Origin of the sequence: Escherichia sp. WS2035 (assembly GCF_046487065.1) — a bacterium.
GTDB lineage: Bacteria > Pseudomonadota > Gammaproteobacteria > Enterobacterales > Enterobacteriaceae > Escherichia > Escherichia coli.
In genome coordinates this window covers 155,036-171,121 of record NZ_JBJQKD010000010.1, presented here as the reverse complement: position 1 = coordinate 171,121, position 16,086 = coordinate 155,036, and the positions used below count along the sequence as shown (strand labels likewise).

At 49.3% G+C, this 16,086-nt stretch carries 14 protein-coding genes and 2 pseudogenes; 6 read left to right on the top strand and 10 right to left on the bottom strand.

The features are described from left to right. Positions 1-17: 17 nt before the first annotated feature. The 4 genes and pseudogenes from ACJHX4_RS17555 to arsC all read right to left on the bottom strand — a co-directional run bounded on the left by ACJHX4_RS17555 (position 18) and on the right by arsC (position 2,878). Entirely contained in the window at positions 18-548 is a 531-nt protein-coding gene (locus ACJHX4_RS17555) for a helix-turn-helix transcriptional regulator (RefSeq protein ID WP_000478618.1), read from the bottom strand. Between the two features lie 152 nt (positions 549-700). Continuing rightward, positions 701-1,267 carry an outer membrane lipoprotein Slp gene (gene slp, locus ACJHX4_RS17550; protein ID WP_001057453.1) on the bottom strand — a complete coding sequence of 189 codons (567 nt, stop codon included), beginning with the start codon at positions 1,265-1,267 and terminating at the stop codon, positions 701-703. A 189-nt stretch (positions 1,268-1,456) separates the two neighbouring features. Beyond that, positions 1,457-1,836: pseudogene (locus tag ACJHX4_RS17545) on the bottom strand (hypothetical protein); the annotation flags it as partial. Positions 1,837-2,452: 616 nt separating this feature from the next. Continuing rightward, entirely contained in the window at positions 2,453-2,878 is a 426-nt protein-coding gene (gene arsC / locus ACJHX4_RS17540; protein ID WP_000065754.1) for a glutaredoxin-dependent arsenate reductase, read from the bottom strand. A gap of 334 nt (positions 2,879-3,212) precedes the next feature. Between arsC and dinQ the strand changes: the two genes are divergently transcribed. After that, a complete protein-coding gene (dinQ, locus tag ACJHX4_RS17535) occupies positions 3,213-3,296 on the top strand; it encodes a damage-inducible type I toxin DinQ (protein WP_023363328.1) in 84 nt (27 codons plus the stop codon). Between the two features lie 53 nt (positions 3,297-3,349). Here the strand turns inward: dinQ and gorA are convergent, their stop codons facing one another. Beyond that, complete coding sequence (gene gorA / locus ACJHX4_RS17530; protein ID WP_000160794.1) at positions 3,350-4,702, bottom strand: glutathione-disulfide reductase; 1,353 nt, start codon at positions 4,700-4,702, stop codon at positions 3,350-3,352. 71 nt (positions 4,703-4,773) lie between these two features. Continuing rightward, positions 4,774-5,616 (bottom strand): 23S rRNA (adenine(2030)-N(6))-methyltransferase, encoded by an 843-nt coding sequence (rlmJ, locus tag ACJHX4_RS17525; protein ID WP_001296497.1) that lies wholly within the window; start codon positions 5,614-5,616, stop codon positions 4,774-4,776. 202 nt (positions 5,617-5,818) lie between these two features. On the opposite strand from rlmJ, the gene prlC reads away from it, so the two are divergent. Both prlC and rsmJ read left to right on the top strand, forming a co-directional pair. Further along, complete coding sequence (prlC, locus tag ACJHX4_RS17520; protein ID WP_001296496.1) at positions 5,819-7,861, top strand: oligopeptidase A; 2,043 nt, start codon at positions 5,819-5,821, stop codon at positions 7,859-7,861. 7 nt (positions 7,862-7,868) lie between these two features. Continuing rightward, positions 7,869-8,621 carry a 16S rRNA (guanine(1516)-N(2))-methyltransferase RsmJ gene (gene rsmJ / locus ACJHX4_RS17515; RefSeq protein WP_000686606.1) on the top strand — a complete coding sequence of 251 codons (753 nt, stop codon included), beginning with the start codon at positions 7,869-7,871 and terminating at the stop codon, positions 8,619-8,621. 48 nt (positions 8,622-8,669) lie between these two features. Here rsmJ and dtpB read toward each other — a convergent pair whose 3' ends face one another. Beyond that, a complete protein-coding gene (gene dtpB / locus ACJHX4_RS17510) occupies positions 8,670-10,139 on the bottom strand; it encodes a dipeptide/tripeptide permease DtpB (RefSeq protein WP_001098640.1) in 1,470 nt (489 codons plus the stop codon). A 175-nt stretch (positions 10,140-10,314) separates the two neighbouring features. On the opposite strand from dtpB, the pseudogene ACJHX4_RS17505 reads away from it, so the two are divergent. Beyond that, a pseudogene (locus ACJHX4_RS17505) lies at positions 10,315-10,379 on the top strand (hypothetical protein); the annotation flags it as partial. 76 nt (positions 10,380-10,455) lie between these two features. On the opposite strand, the gene uspA reads toward ACJHX4_RS17505, so the two are convergent. Then, entirely contained in the window at positions 10,456-10,890 is a 435-nt protein-coding gene (gene uspA / locus ACJHX4_RS17500; RefSeq protein WP_000323571.1) for a universal stress protein UspA, read from the bottom strand. A 390-nt stretch (positions 10,891-11,280) separates the two neighbouring features. Here uspA and uspB point away from each other — a divergent pair, with 390 nt between their 5' ends. Next, positions 11,281-11,616 carry a universal stress protein UspB gene (uspB, locus tag ACJHX4_RS17495; protein ID WP_000626187.1) on the top strand — a complete coding sequence of 112 codons (336 nt, stop codon included), beginning with the start codon at positions 11,281-11,283 and terminating at the stop codon, positions 11,614-11,616. Positions 11,617-11,686: 70 nt separating this feature from the next. Here uspB and pitA read toward each other — a convergent pair whose 3' ends face one another. Beyond that, positions 11,687-13,186, bottom strand: coding sequence for an inorganic phosphate transporter PitA (gene pitA / locus ACJHX4_RS17490; protein ID WP_000902780.1), 1,500 nt, complete (start codon positions 13,184-13,186; stop codon positions 11,687-11,689). 231 nt (positions 13,187-13,417) lie between these two features. Between pitA and ACJHX4_RS17485 the strand changes: the two genes are divergently transcribed. After that, a complete protein-coding gene (locus tag ACJHX4_RS17485) occupies positions 13,418-14,611 on the top strand; it encodes an NAD(P)/FAD-dependent oxidoreductase (RefSeq protein WP_000439159.1) in 1,194 nt (397 codons plus the stop codon). 86 nt (positions 14,612-14,697) lie between these two features. On the opposite strand, the gene ACJHX4_RS17480 is transcribed toward ACJHX4_RS17485, so the two are convergent. After that, positions 14,698-15,750, bottom strand: a complete 1,053-nt coding sequence (locus ACJHX4_RS17480) for a DUF2776 family protein (RefSeq protein ID WP_001318089.1) — start codon at positions 15,748-15,750, stop codon at positions 14,698-14,700. Positions 15,751-16,086: the final 336 nt, after the last annotated feature.

Sequence of the window (16,086 nt, the reverse complement as noted above, 5' to 3'; positions counted from 1 at the left end):
TTATATTGATCAATCGTTCACACCAGATAATTAATATGCTGATGGCGTACCAGCTCATTGATCCGCTTAAGATTGAGGATCATCATGATATTGTGTTTATGGCAGTAGAACGTTTTTAGCGATATTTTCAGTTTCTCCAGAATATCTTCCGTTGTCATTTGATTCGCAATACAGCTCAGAACCTGATGCTGCTTGCGCGAGAGGGACACATCCGCTTCAGGCACAGAGCAGTAACTGCCATTGATGAGTGCGACAAAGTCGATGATGGCGATAGTTCGCGGAACAAAGGTCACCGGTACTTTCCCCAGGCAGCGTTTAATATTAAAGGGGGAGAAAATAATTACATGGACAGGTTTTAATCGTTCAATTTGAGTGAGAAAATTAGAATGAAATACATTATTCATTAATGTATCAATAATGACGAAGGCATTCTGATGCAACATTACGTCGATCTCTTCTTCGTTCTGTATATGAACGACATTACCTTTACTCAGAATGTTTTTCATCGCGGTGAAAAACATCGTATCCCTGGTAATTATAAGAAACATAACCGACTCCTGGTACGGACATTAACTTTATAATCAGTTTGCCAAAGGTAATTAACAGGACAGGGCTTATAATAATAGTTAGCTTACTGTGTATTAATTTGATGTAATGCATGATGCAGATGCTGAGAAAGCATCTGCATCTTTCGGTGGTGTTATTTGACCAGCTCAGGTGTTACCTGACTCACCGCATTGGTGTAGTAAGGAGCCCCCCAGCCCGGTTCCGGCCAGAATGCACCATAGCCGTAATCCCACAGGTTATAGGTGGTATTAACCACTTCTCTCAAATGCCACACCTGGATGCCCTGCATATTCACTTCGAGGAAGTTATACGGGACTTTATTGATAAAGCCAGGTTGTTCACCCTGAATGGTACCGAGGATGGTAACAAAGTGATTACGATAGTTCACTGGATCAAGGAAGCCGCTTTGTCTGGCGAGCAGTCGGCCCTGATAGTTGGCTTCAATATCAGGCTTCGCATAGCTATCCAACGGTAATACAGCGATTTCTAACAACGTATCCGTTTTGCCATTGATAACGTTGATAACCTTCCCACCAAAGCGCGCTTGTTGACCAACATATAACCCCGGCTGGTTATGAACAGCAACAAAACTTTTTTGAATATCAGGTTGGTTATTGCCTTTGATATTTTGCGGAATTGAACTACATGCGGCAAGCAAAAATGAAAGGCTGAGGATGAGTGCACCTTTTGTCATGTTCATGTTACTATCCTTATCAACAAATATTAAAACCATAATAGATATTTCTTTATAGTTTTCATCTGATTCTGAGGCGATATGCCTGATAGTAACGTAAACCTGTCTGATGTTTATATCTCTTCTGTTTAGTTGAGCTCAGTTAATTTTTGGGCGTGGCATGAGTATCCATTGTTCCATAATTTATATTAGGAGGTTTTTAATCTTTTCGTGTCTAATGTTATTTATCTGATTAAGTATTGATTGTGTCTTTTGCGGAAGTGGTGTCGAGCTTATCGTTTCAATGTTATTAATAAGACTTACAAGTTGAGCCTCAACTTTGAGTAGTCTGCATTTGTATATGTGGTGTTCGTATGGCACGCATTAATTTGTTGGCGTTGTTGTTGCGCTAAATCAAATTGTTTAGAGGTGTATCCTTCTCCAGAGAATGGGGAATTAATGGGTTGTTGTTCTTCCCGGTTATCACAAGGCCACTTCGGTGTGTCTGGCGTTTTAACATTATCGGTATTTGTTGTGCAGTTATAAATATCACCGTTATATGTATTTATTACACCTGGGGTAAAGTCAATTGACATAACATTCCTTATTCATCATTTGTTTTATGCTAAGATTTTAAAATTGGATAATTAGAACAGGAATGGATTTTCTTCTACATACAGTAAATATAATGCGTCATATCTTCCTGATATAATTACCTTTGACTTCTCTTTTATTTCCATCTGGTAATATTTGAGTGCAAAAAAAGGCAATAATAATATCGCAAAAGAAAACGTTAACAACTATCGAAAATGCTCGTTTTAAAAAGGTATGATGTTCTCTGATAGTGTGTGAAGTGATATTTTTGTGATGTTTTAGATATGTAATAATAAAATGGGTTAACGTATGTTGAAATTATTTATTGTGCAAACCACTGATAGATCATAATCCAGTACATCTTTACAGTGCTGCACTGTATCGCTGATAACTAAGCAGCTCACTGATACACCATGCTGGACGCGATAATTGGAATCTCACGCAGGGAGTACTGTGTAAATAGCAAAATCGCCTGATGCGCTACGACTGTCAGGCCTACAAATAACATACAATTCATCGAATTATCATAACGTTGTAGGTCGGATAAGACGCGTCAGCGTCGCATCCGACATAAATAAAGCGCATTTTTCTAACAACCTGTGGGGGAATATAGCCGCTTTATTTCAGGCGATTACCCGCCTCATCAACCACTTTCTCGCCATCTTCCTTGGTGAACGCGCCTTTTTGCGCATCTGGCAGAATTTCCAGCACGACTTCTGAAGGGCGGCACAGGCGAGTTCCCTGTGGCGTCACCACAATCGGGCGATTAATCAGAATCGGGTGCTGAAGCATAAAGTCGATTAACTGATCGTGAGTAAATTTATCTTCTGCAAGGCCCAGTTCCTCATACGGCTCGACGTTTTTACGCAGCAACGCGCGTACGGTAATCCCCATATCGGCAATGAGTTTTACCAGCTCATCGCGCGTCGGTGGTGTTTCCAGATAATAGATAATGGTCGGTTCTGTACCGCTGTTGCGGATCATCTCCAGCGCATTACGCGACGTACCGCAGGCCGGGTTGTGATAAATGGTAATGTTGCTCATATCAGTATCTCATTACAATGTGAAAGAGAGGTGTAGCGCCAGCGCCACCAGCGTTACAAACCAAAGCGGACAAGTCAAAAACACATATGGTTTAACGAATATGTAAGTGTAGAGAAAGGTGTAGGTGTGAATTAAGCGTTGGGCATTCATTTGAAAGGAGGTCTGAATCAGGACGTAAAAAAACCGACTTCGCGTCGGTTTTTTTACTGTTCAGCCCTGAGTTGGTGGCTCTGGCTGGAGTGAGATAGCCCACATCTAACAATGAGACATGCTCCGTGACAGGCAATGGATGAGTAAGCGGATGCATTCTCACTCCATCGCATGGAGAAAACGGGTGATTGATAAAGCAATCATCGTTCTTGGGGCGTTAATTGCGCAGCTGGAACTGATCCGCTTTCTGCTTCAGCTTCTGAACTGATAGCGGAAACGTAGCTAAGGGCTAAGAGCACACTACTCTTAGCCCTTTAACATTTAACGCATTGTCACGAACTCTTCTGCTGCTGTCGGGTGAATGGCAACCGTGTTGTCGAAGTCTTTTTTGGTTGCACCCATCTTCAGCGCCACCGCGAAGCCCTGCAACATTTCGTCCATACCAAAACCAATGCCGTGAATACCGACAATCTTCTCTTCCGGTCCAATGCATACCAGTTTCATGCGACACGGCTGGCGGTGAGTGGTGACGGCGGTATACATCGCGGTGAAAGAGGATTTATACACTTTCACCTGATCGTCGCCGTACTGCTCGCGCGCCTGCGGCTCCGTTAAACCAACAGTACCAATCGGCGGATGGCTGAAGACCACGGTCGGAATGTTGCTGTAATCCAGATGCTCATCCGGCTTGTTATTAAACAGGCGTTCAGAGAGACGGCGACCTGCTGCAACTGCCACCGGAGTCAGTTCCACTGCACCCGTGTTATCGCCCACCGCGTAAATACCTTCAACGTTGGTGTTTTGATATTTATCGACGACGATATAGCCTTTTTCGTTGGTTTTAACGCCAGCGGCTTCCAGGTTGATGTTGTCATTGGCAGGCTCGCGACCAATCGCCCAAATCAGGCAATCCACCGTTTCACTGCGACCATCTTCCAGCTCCAGCGTCAGGCTGCCGTCGGCATTTTTCACCACCGCTTTCGGGATGGCGTTGGTATGCAACTGTGGGCCTTCGGCGTTCATCACTTCGACCAGCGTTTCAGAGATCATCGGGTCGAAGCTGCGCAGCGGCGCATGTTTACGCACAAACAGATGCGTCTTCGCACCGAGGCCGTTAATCACGCCCGCCAGTTCAACGGCGATGTAACCCGCGCCAACAACCGCTACGCGCTCTGGCAAAGCCGGAAGGGCGAAGAAGCCATCAGAATCAATACCGTATTCCACGCCCGGAATATCCGGGTGGCTCGGACGACCACCGGTGGCGATCAGAATATGATCGGCCGTGATGGTTTCGCCGTTGACTTCAATGGTTTTGGCATCAACGAAGCGGGCAAAGCCTTTGATTACATCAACGTTATTTTTACCGAGCACGTTCTCATAGGAAGTATGAATACGGTCGATATAGGCGGTACGGCTGGCGATCAATGTTTCCCAGTTGAATTTATTGATAGTGGTATCAAAGCCGTAATCCGGGCCGTACATATGGATCGCTTCACGGATTTGTGCCGCGTGCCACATCACTTTTTTCGGCACACAGCCAACATTTACGCAGGTGCCGCCCAGCTCTTTGGCTTCAATCAGTGCGCATTTCTGGCCGTACATAGCCGCGCGGTTGATGGAGGCGATACCGCCGCTGCCGCCGCCGATGGCGATGTAATCATAGTGTTTAGTCATGACATATTGTCCTTATCGTTGATTACCGCGATTGTAGCGCGAGACGTAATAGGTGCCAGCAATGGCTGCAATTACTCTGGCACGATCCAGCTTACGGTGGCGTGCCCGGTGCCTGCTGGAACCAGTTTGCTGTGCAGCCACGGCAGCACGTTATTCATCTGCTGTTCCAGCTTCCACGGCGGGTTAATCACAATCATGCCGGAAGCGGTCATGCCACGGCGATCGCTGTCTGGCAGCACCGCCAGTTCAATTTGCAGAATTTTGCGAATGCCGGTCGCTTCCAGGTCGTGGATCATGCGCTTAATCTGCTGGCGCAGCACCACTGGATACCACAATGCGTAAGTGCCAGTGGCGAAACGTTTGTAACCTTCTGCTATCCCGCTGACCACCGCCTGATAGTCGGTTTTCATTTCATACGGCGGATCGATAAGGATTAAACCACGGCGGGAAACCGGCGGTAGTTTGGCCTTAAGCTGCTGGAAACCGTCGGCTTTTTCAACGCGCGCACGATTGTCTTTCTGGAATTCCGAACGTAACAACGGATAATCGCTCGGGTGCAGTTCAGTCAGTTGCAGGCTGTCCTGTTCACGCAGTAGCTGGCGCGCAATCAACGGCGAACCGGGGTAATAACGCAACTGCCCGCTACGGTTGAAGTGTTTTACCACATTGATGTACGCCTCCAGCTCCGCAGGCAAATCGTCCTGCTGCCAGATACGGGCGATACCTTCGAGATATTCGCCGGTACGCTCGGCATGTTCGCTGCCTAACTGATAACGCCCGGCCCCTGCGTGGGTGTCGAGATAGAGAAACGGTTTATCTTTCTCTTTCAGCGACTCGATGATCAGGCTCTGAACGGTATGTTTAAGGACGTCGGCGTGGTTGCCAGCGTGAAAGCTGTGGCGATAACTGAGCATGGGTAAAGGTGTTCCGGTAAGTAAAAATCGGCCCGTATTCGGGGCGCACAAAAGTCTATCAGGACAGTATACCGAAAAGAGGCCGCCGCCGCGAAAGCGTAACGTTTCTCATTGAAATTCACTACACTTAACCCCATGCTACAAACATTATGTAAAGCGCCTGTTGAGCGCTTCCTTAACCTCTTTAACCAGGACTGCGCTAATGACGAATCCGTTACTGACTCCCTTTGAATTGCCTCCGTTTTCTAAAATTCTCCCGGAACATGTCGTTCCAGCCGTGACTAAGGCGCTGAACGACTGCCGCGAAAATGTGGAGCGCGTAGTAGCGCAAGGGGCACCGTACACCTGGGAAAATCTCTGCCAGCCGTTGGCGGAAGTGGACGATGTGCTGGGGCGTATCTTCTCCCCGGTCAGCCATCTGAACTCGGTGAAAAATAGCCCGGAACTGCGTGAAGCGTACGAACAAACCCTGCCGCTGCTGTCAGAATACAGCACCTGGGTAGGACAACATGAAGGGCTGTATAAAGCATATCGCGACCTGCGCGATGGCGATCATTACGCCACGCTGAACACGGCGCAGAAAAAAGCGGTTGATAACGCACTGCGCGACTTCGAACTCTCTGGCATCGGTCTGCCGAAAGAGAAACAGCAGCGTTACGGCGAAATTGCCACTCGTCTTTCTGAACTGGGCAATCAGTACAGCAACAACGTCCTCGATGCGACGATGGGCTGGACCAAACTCGTTACCGACGAAGCGGAGCTGGCGGGGATGCCAGAAAGCGCGCTGGCTGCGGCAAAAGCCCAGGCCGAAGCGAAAGAGCTGGAAGGTTATTTGCTGACGCTGGATATCCCAAGCTACCTGCCGGTAATGACCTACTGCGACAACCAGGCCCTGCGTGAAGAGATGTATCGTGCTTATAGCACTCGTGCTTCCGATCAAGGTCCGAACGCCGGTAAGTGGGATAACAGCAAGGTGATGGAAGAGATCCTCGCGCTGCGTCACGAACTGGCGCAACTGCTGGGCTTTGAAAACTACGCCTTCAAATCACTTGCCACTAAAATGGCAGAAAACCCGCAGCAGGTGCTGGATTTCTTAACCGATCTGGCAAAACGCGCGCGCCCGCAAGGCGAAAAAGAGCTGGCACAACTGCGCGCCTTCGCCAAAGCCGAATTTGGCGTCGATGAGTTGCAACCGTGGGATATCGCTTACTACAGCGAAAAACAGAAACAGCACCTCTACAGCATCAGCGATGAACAACTGCGTCCGTACTTCCCGGAAAACAAAGCGGTTAACGGCTTGTTTGAAGTGGTGAAACGTATTTACGGCATCACCGCTAAAGAGCGTAAAGATGTTGATGTCTGGCATCCGGATGTACGTTTCTTCGAACTATATGACGAGAACAACGAACTGCGCGGTAGCTTCTACCTCGACCTGTATGCCCGTGAAAACAAGCGCGGCGGGGCGTGGATGGATGACTGCGTAGGCCAGATGCGTAAAGCCGACGGTTCGCTGCAAAAACCGGTCGCGTATCTGACCTGCAACTTCAACCGCCCGGTAAATGGTAAACCGGCGCTGTTTACCCATGACGAAGTGATCACCCTGTTCCACGAGTTCGGTCACGGCCTGCACCATATGCTGACCCGCATTGAAACCGCTGGTGTTTCCGGGATCAGTGGGGTGCCGTGGGATGCGGTCGAACTGCCGAGCCAGTTTATGGAAAACTGGTGCTGGGAGCCGGAGGCGCTGGCGTTTATCTCCGGTCACTATGAAACCGGCGAGCCGCTGCCGAAAGAGTTGCTGGATAAAATGTTGGCAGCGAAAAATTACCAGGCGGCGCTGTTTATTCTGCGCCAGCTGGAGTTCGGCCTGTTCGATTTCCGCCTCCATGCCGAGTTCCGTCCGGATCAGGGGGCGAAAATCCTCGAAACTCTGGCAGAAATCAAGAAACTGGTTGCCGTGGTACCGTCTCCGTCATGGGGCCGTTTCCCGCATGCTTTCAGCCACATTTTTGCCGGTGGTTATGCGGCAGGTTACTACAGCTACCTGTGGGCCGATGTACTGGCGGCAGATGCCTTCTCGCGTTTTGAGGAAGAGGGCATTTTCAACCGTGAAACTGGGCAGTCGTTCCTCGACAACATTCTGAGCCGTGGCGGTTCAGAAGAGCCGATGGAGCTGTTCAAACGCTTCCGTGGTCGTGAACCACAGCTGGATGCGATGCTGGAGCATTACGGCATTAAGGGCTGATCATTCAGTGAAAATCTGCTTAATTGATGAAACAGGCGCCGGAGACGGCGCCTTATCTGTTCTGGCGGCCCGCTGGGGGCTGGAACACGATGAAGACAACCTGATGGCGCTGGTGTTAACGCCGGAGCATCTGGAACTGCGCAAGCGTGATGAGCCGAAACTTGGCGGCATCTTTGTTGATTTTGTTGGCGGAGCGATGGCGCACCGACGCAAATTCGGCGGTGGTCGCGGAGAGGCGGTGGCGAAAGCGGTGGGCATTAAAGGCGATTATTTGCCGGATGTGGTGGACGCCACCGCAGGGCTGGGGCGCGATGCCTTTGTGCTGGCTTCGGTCGGCTGCCGCGTGCGGATGCTGGAGCGTAATCCAGTGGTTGCCGCGTTGCTCGACGATGGTCTGGCGCGTGGTTATGCGGATGCGGAAATCGGCGGCTGGTTACAGGAACGTTTGCAGTTGATTCACGCCTCCAGTCTGACGGCGCTGAGCGATATCACCCCGCGTCCGCAGGTAGTTTATCTTGACCCAATGTTCCCGCATAAGCAGAAAAGCGCGCTGGTGAAAAAAGAGATGCGCGTGTTTCAGTCGCTGGTGGGGCCGGATCTTGATGCCGATGGATTGCTGGAGCCTGCGCAGTTGCTGGCAACCAAACGCGTGGTGGTAAAGCGTCCGGACTATGCGCCGCCGCTGGCGAATGTCGCCACGCCAAACGCGGTAGTCACTAAAGGGCATCGCTTTGATATTTATGCCGGAACGCCGGTGTAAAAGTAAAGCGGGGTAGCGATAACGCTACCCCGCTTTCTGCAAGAATAATTAATGGCTTTCCGGCGTCGCAATCATGCGTTTCAGCCACGGCACCATCAATAGCATCACTACTGCAACGCCCAGCGTAACCAGGCCAATCTTACCAAACACGTTGGTATAGACGGGCAACGTCTCAAGTGGATCGGTAATGTTGTCTGGTACTGCGGTAAATGTTGCCACATAGCCGCCCAGCAAGAACGCGGCAGCCTGCGTCAGGAACCACATCCCGAGAATAAAGCCCATCAAATGCTGCGGCACCAGGGCAGCAATCATCGCCAGGCCAAGGGCGCTAATAAACAGTTCACCTAAGCTCTGGAATAAGTACACCAGCACGATAAACCATGGCGATGTCAGCCCTTGGGCATCCGCAAACCACATTCCAGCCGCTGCAGCCGTCAAAAAGCCCAGTGAGCACATAAACATGCCGAGAGTAAACTTCATCGGCATCGAGAGATCTTTGCCTTTGTTACCCAGTTGCGTGTAAATGCCTGCCAGTATTGGGCTGGCGAGTACCACCCAGAACGGGTTAAGCGCCTGGAAGCTGACCGGGTTGATGGAAAAGCCGAGAATTTCATGATGCACGTTGTTGATGGCAAAGAAGTTCAGCGACGTTGGCATCTGGGCGTAGAGAATGTAAAACACCACCGCTTCGAGCATCAGGACAAAGGCGACAAACATTTTATTGCGCCCGGTTTTATCCAGCTTGAATGCCTGACGAAAGAAGATGATGGTGACGACGATGGAGAGAACAATCAGCACCAGATTGGCGACTTCTACGTTGTGCATCAGCCAGGCGCAGACGAAGATCATCACCACGCTGCCAAGTAATACGTACAACAGTTTACTGAAGCTCATCGGCCGGAAGTCGGGTTCAGAACCAATATCTTTCACCATTCCACGACAGGCGATGTAAACCAGTAATGCGATAATTAACCCTGCACCGCACAGGTTGTAGGTGACTGAATAGCCGAATTTATCAGCGATCACAGGGGCCAGCGATAACGCTATCAACGAGCCGATATTGATCGACATATAGAACAGGGTGAATGCGCCATCAAGCCGTGGATCTTTCGGCGGATAGCATTTCGAAAGCAAGCTGGCTGGGTTAGCTTTAAACAGGCCGTTACCGACAGCGATAGTCCCCAGGGCGATGAAAATCAGGTCAGGCTTAAGTAGCGACATGCCGGTCATGAAGTAGCCAATCGCCAGCACAAGTGCTCCGAGAACAATGGTGCGTTTGGTTCCCAGCAGGTGGTCGCCAACATAGCCACCAATGGAAATGAGGCCATAGACCAGCGCAGCAAAAGCACCAAAAGTGACAAAAGCCTGCTCTTGCGAGAACCCAAGCTGTTTAACGAAGAAAACCGCCAGTACGCCCTGCACGCCGTAGTAGCCGAATCGCTCCCATAACTCGACAAAAAAGATCATGAAAAATGGGCGAGGTTGCTGCAGCATCCCCATGGGTGTTGTTGTATTCATATTTATTAACCTTCCAATACCATCCTGAAAAGTATGAACGCGTAAGGGATAACGCGCGAAAAAGTTTACATCTGTCAGAGATTCTTAATATTGATGCGGCGAATAGATTAATACACTATTACAACAGAAAATAACCAGCTGATCACACTAATGATAGAAAATATGATGGTGTTAAATGTTGTATTGGCAGGGGTTTTAATTGCGTACGCAGACCGCAGGCCAGATAAGGCGTTTACGCTGCATCAGGTAACAAGGCGCGCCAAAAAGCAAAACGCCCGCATATGCGGGCGTTCAGGAACACGTCGTGGAGGGAAGATTATTCTTCTTCGTCGCGCAGCGGAACAATCAGCATATCAACGTGAACGGTGTTGATCAGCTGACGTGCGGAAGACATCAGTTTGCTCCAGAAGTCCTGGTGGTGACCACAAACCACCAGATCCATATCGTATTTCTTGATTGCATCGACCAGTACCTGGCCCAGATCGCCGCTGCCGCTCAGGGTTTCAGTGATTGGGTAGCCTGCATTGGTTGAAAGCTCGGTCAGCGCATGATGTGTCTCTTCAGAGATGCGTTTCTGCATATCACCCAGATTCACATCGATAAGCCCGGTGTATAGGTCAGAGTAGTTTACATCTACGTGGATCAGAGAAACTTTCGCATTGTAGGGGCGAGCCATAGAGACTGCTTTCTCTACCAGAACTTTGCTTTCCGGGGAGAGGTCGACCGCGATGAGAATGTGTTTATAAGCCATAGTGTTACTCCTTCCATAAAGTTGTCGATGACTGGCCAGCTAGCGTTTCTTGTGCCGTTACGTCACCCGCGTCCTGCGAACTACGTGCGCGGGGCTAACCCAGCCGTAAAGATTCAGTGTTAAGACCATCCTTACCTTATAGCGACCCGGATGATCCGTCAATCCGCCTTGCTTACTCGTTAGATAAACAAATTTTCGACATGAATATATTGATAGTGGTTAACCTTCTGGAAAAAAAACAACCTGATCTCCTACACTATCTATAGAGCCGCTCGGATGTTGGTCACCACAAAAGCGGTTTCTCCAGGACCTGGTGTTAACTGATTGGCAGCGTATCGGGAGCGGTAGCCCCGGGGTGGAACTCCGCGGGCAGGTCGCCGGGGAGGAGGTATGATAAGCACCGTCGCATTATTTTGGGCTTTATGTGTCGTTTGCATTGTTAACATGGCGCGCTATTTCTCATCACTACGCGCGTTGTTAGTGGTACTGCGTAACTGCGATCCATTGCTCTATCAATATGTTGATGGAGGGGGCTTTTTTACCTCACATGGCCAACCAAACAAACAGGTGCGTCTCGTTTGGTATATCTATGCCCAACGTTATCGCGATCATCACGATGATGAGTTTATTCGCCGCTGTGAGCGGGTGCGTCGGCAGTTTATTCTGACCAGCGCATTGTGTGGTCTGGTGGTGGTCAGCCTGATTGCATTGATGATTTGGCATTAAGCACTTCAGCAATAATGACGCATAAAAAAAGCGGGCCAGTAAACTGACCCGCTCGTTTTGGTGCGTACAATTACAGGAACTGCAAGGAGAGCCAGTACAGCCCGCCGGAAAGCAGTACCGCAGCCGGAAGGGTAAACACCCAGGCCATCAGAATACTGGTTACGGTTTTACGCTGTAAGCCGCCGCCATCTACCACCATCGTCCCCGCGACAGAAGAGGAGAGTACGTGAGTAGTGGAAACCGGCATCCCGGTATAACTTGCCAGGCCGATAGACACAGCCGCCGTCATCTGGGCAGACATCCCCTGAGCGTAGGTCATGCCTTTCTTACCGATTTTCTCACCGATAGTCGTTGCCACACGACGCCAGCCAATCATCGTACCGATACCTAACGCCAGCGCGACCGCCATGATGATCCACACCGGCGCATACTCGATGGTGCTAAGCATGTCGGACTTCAGTTTCTTCAACAGGCGCTGATCGTCAGCACTCACGCCAGGCATTTTCACCACTTTATCGATAGTGTCAGAAACGCACAGCATAATGCGGCGCATCTGGCTACGTTGATCAAGCGACAGCTTGTCGTAGCTTTCCACATCGGTAGTCAACATGCCTTTCAGGCGGTTGAGCGCGTTAATGGTATTCGACGGATGGCAATGGAACTCCGCGGGTTGCGTTGCGCCAGCTTCCGGAGCCGGTACTAACTGATCAGCACCGGTCGCTTGTTTCAGCAGTGCAGGATGCTGCTCAAAGTAAGCTTCGACGTTGTTGATGGCATCACGGGTACGGGTGATTTCGTAGCCAGTGGCATTCATGTTCACCACGAAGCCTGCTGGTGCGACGCCAATCAATACCAACATAACCAGACCAATGCCTTTCTGACCATCGTTCGCGCCGTGCGAAAACGCCACGCCGATAGCGGAAAGGATCAGCGCAATACGCGTCCAGAACGGCGGCTTTTTCTTGCCGTCTTTCTTTTCACGCTCCGCTGGGGTCAGGTGGATACGGGCGCGTTTCTTGGTGCCGCTCCAGTAGCGACGCAGCAAGAAAATCAGACCGCCAGCAAACACCAGGCCGACAATAGGGGAAACGATCAGAGAACCGAAAATACTTAATACTTTCGGGATATTGAGTGCATCCACCACTGACGTCCCGGTCATCAACGCATTGGTTAAACCAATCCCGATGATCGCGCCAATCAGCGTATGAGAGCTGGATGCAGGTAAACCAAAGTACCAGGTACCCAGGTTCCAGATAATCGCCGCCAGCAACATAGAGAACACCATGGCAAGGCCATGAGACGATCCCATATTAAGCAGCAGATCCGTCGGCAGCATATGCACAATGGCATAGGCAACACTCAGACCACCCAGCAAAACACCCAAAAAGTTGAATACCGCCGCCATAACCACGGCGAGCTGAGAACGCATCGCGCGGGTATAGATAACGGTTGCCACGGCGTTGGCTGTGTCATGGAAACCATTGATGGCTTCGTAGAACAGCACAAAAGCCAGTGCAAGCAATAATAACAGCCCGGTATGCAAATCCAGGCCAGCAAACAAATGTAGCATAGGACGTTACGCCATTTTGAGGACATGAACGCGGCGCATTATCAGTGACTTTCGCGGCGCGGGCAAAGTGAAATATAGACTTTTTTTGATTTGCCTCCTGTATGGATTCCACTCAAAAAATAATTATCTTATATAATTCAGGCAAATACTTCCTTTTAGTAATATTGATGCTGGTGCGACCACTGAGGAATCTTTACAATTCACGCCCGTTTTTTCTTAGAGGAGCGCAACGTGGAAAGGTTTGATGCCATTATTATAGGCGCTGGTGCGGCAGGTATGTTCTGTTCTGCGCTGGCAGGTCAGGCAGGACGCCGGGTTCTGCTGATCGATAATGGTAAAAAACCAGGGCGCAAAATCCTCATGTCTGGCGGTGGGCGCTGCAACTTTACCAACCTTTATGTCGAACCAGGCGCTTATCTGAGCCAGAATCCGCATTTTTGTAAGTCTGCACTCGCGCGTTTTACCCAGTGGGATTTCATTGATCTGGTCAATAAACACGGCATCGCCTGGCACGAGAAAACGTTAGGGCAGCTCTTCTGCGATGACTCCGCGCAGCAGATTGTCGACATGCTGGTGGATGAGTGCGAGAAGGGCAATGTGGCCTTCAGATTGCGTAGCGAAGTGCTGAGCGTGGCGAAGGATGATACAGGCTTCACGCTTGAACTGAACGGCATGACTGTCGGTTGCGAAAAGCTGGTCATTGCGACCGGTGGACTGTCAATGCCGGGGCTGGGCGCATCGCCGTTTGGTTATAAGATTGCCGAACAATTCGGCCTCAACGTGCTGCCGACCCGTGCGGGTCTGGTGCCATTCACTCTGCATAAACCGTTGCTTGAAGAGTTACAGGTGCTGGCGGGCGTGGCTGTGCCTTCCGTGATTACCGCTGAAAACGGTACCGTTTTCCGTGAGAACTTACTCTTCACCCACCGCGGCTTATCTGGACCGGCGGTGTTGCAGATTTCCAGCTACTGGCAACCGGGTGAATTTGTCAGCATCAATCTGCTACCGGATGTGGACCTCGAAACCTTCCTGAATGAGCAGCGTAATGCACATCCGAATCAAAGCCTGAAAAACACGCTGGCGGTTCATCTGCCGAAGCGGTTGGTTGAACGGTTACAACAACTCGGGCAAATCCCGGATGTCTCGCTAAAACAGCTCAACGTGCGTGACCAACAGACACTGATTAGCACATTGACTGACTGGCGCGTACAACCCAACGGCACTGAAGGCTATCGCACTGCCGAAGTGACGCTCGGCGGCGTGGACACCAACGAACTCTCTTCACGGACGATGGAAGCGCGCAAAGTGCCTGGGCTGTACTTCATCGGCGAAGTGATGGACGTCACCGGCTGGCTGGGGGGCTATAACTTCCAGTGGGCGTGGTCGAGTGCATGGGCTTGTGCGCAGGATTTGGTGGCAGAATAAGAAGCAAAATGCGCTCTCGATACCAGAGGGATTAACCTGAATAAAACCAGATAAGGCGCTCAACGCCTTATCTGAAGCCTTTTTTATTATTTTTTCGCTGAACCCGCTTCTAATATAGAAACGATGGAAAACAGTGTAAAACAAACTGCACCTAAGCCAACCAGAACTCGCGAAGGAATAAAGTAAGCCATATCGGTTTGCGCAATTTCAGCCAGGAACGCAGCAAGGAACAGACAAAACAGACAGGTAAATACCGGAATCATGGGTATTCTGTTGGCTAACGAACAGGTGCGTCGCCATACCAGCGCTAACAACCACACTTTGGAGAAAATACTGTAGCAGATCATCCCCAGGCAAATGAGAATAATGCCGGGGGCCAGGCGGGCGCTTGCATCTGAACTGATTAATACGTAGATACCAAAAATAATGGTAAGTGAGCCAAGCAAAATAACCCAATAGCACCACAGCCAATGTTCTTTCACTGAGAACGTATTCCGCGTTTGATGGACAATAGTGGCGACAAGGCCAATAAGACAAGCGCAAATTGCCGTTAACCCCATTAGTACGTGACCTGCAACATAATGTGGTGTGATATCTGCACTACGTAACAGTATGACTGACCAAATGAAACCAAAGAGAGTAAGCAGAACGGGAACGGCAATTAAACAATTACCGATTGTTGAAGAATAGGCCTGCAATGGCGTACCGTCACTCTTACTGCCCGAGGCGTTTTTGGGGATCAACAGAAAATGTCCGGAAGATGCCGCTACGGTTGATACACAAGCGGCAATCATGCCAACGCCGAAAATAACATGACCGGCGACAAATTCATCTGCCATCACATTATTGCTTGCCAACAGTGACCATCCCCAAATCATAGTTGTAGCAGAACCGGCATAACCAATAACAGGAAATAACCTGTTGTAGAATTTATTCATGCCGTGAGTTAACTGAGATATAATAATAAATGCGGTAGTGAACAATGCCAGACATATCGCAGAAAGAGAAATCAGAACATGCCCTGCAACGAAATATTCACTTTGCCCAGAACCGGTTAATACAAACTCACCTAATGCGATGCATATTATACCCATCAGTAAAGGAATTAATTTAAACAACCATCCGATATATATATTCATTTTAAACCCCATATATATTTTCTGCTACACTTCGAAAAACATATGATTCGTCTTTTCAGTTAGTTAAATATGTCTATAAGATGCCATCAATTAAAAAAAGTAACTTCACTATAATCGGATTTAGCGTTATGGGGATCAACTTTTAGCGGTGAGTTAATGCTATTAAATAAATATTTATCCTAAGATAAACTCTGAATTAATATCTTTATCTTATTTTGTTGTTTTAAATGAATCTTTTAGGGACTATTTTATTAAACCCACGAGCCTTTATCATCTATCATTCTTTTCAGAATAAATTATTTTATATTCGGTATTTATTCGCACATCAGACGATAA

What these genes read in the sequence shown, in the direction of transcription:
- ACJHX4_RS17555 (WP_000478618.1), bottom strand. Translation starts at nt 548, where the DNA reads ATGTTTCTTATAATTACCAGGGATACGATGTTTTTCACCGCGATGAAA.
- slp (WP_001057453.1), bottom strand. Translation starts at nt 1,267, where the DNA reads ATGAACATGACAAAAGGTGCACTCATCCTCAGCCTTTCATTTTTGCTT.
- arsC (WP_000065754.1), bottom strand. Translation starts at nt 2,878, where the DNA reads ATGAGCAACATTACCATTTATCACAACCCGGCCTGCGGTACGTCGCGT.
- gorA (WP_000160794.1), bottom strand. Translation starts at nt 4,702, where the DNA reads ATGACTAAACACTATGATTACATCGCCATCGGCGGCGGCAGCGGCGGT.
- rlmJ (WP_001296497.1), bottom strand. Translation starts at nt 5,616, where the DNA reads ATGCTCAGTTATCGCCACAGCTTTCACGCTGGCAACCACGCCGACGTC.
- prlC (WP_001296496.1), top strand. Translation starts at nt 5,819, where the DNA reads ATGACGAATCCGTTACTGACTCCCTTTGAATTGCCTCCGTTTTCTAAA.
- dtpB (WP_001098640.1), bottom strand. Translation starts at nt 10,139, where the DNA reads ATGAATACAACAACACCCATGGGGATGCTGCAGCAACCTCGCCCATTT.
- uspA (WP_000323571.1), bottom strand. Translation starts at nt 10,890, where the DNA reads ATGGCTTATAAACACATTCTCATCGCGGTCGACCTCTCCCCGGAAAGC.
- uspB (WP_000626187.1), top strand. Translation starts at nt 11,281, where the DNA reads ATGATAAGCACCGTCGCATTATTTTGGGCTTTATGTGTCGTTTGCATT.
- pitA (WP_000902780.1), bottom strand. Translation starts at nt 13,186, where the DNA reads ATGCTACATTTGTTTGCTGGCCTGGATTTGCATACCGGGCTGTTATTA.
- ACJHX4_RS17480 (WP_001318089.1), bottom strand. Translation starts at nt 15,750, where the DNA reads ATGAATATATATATCGGATGGTTGTTTAAATTAATTCCTTTACTGATG.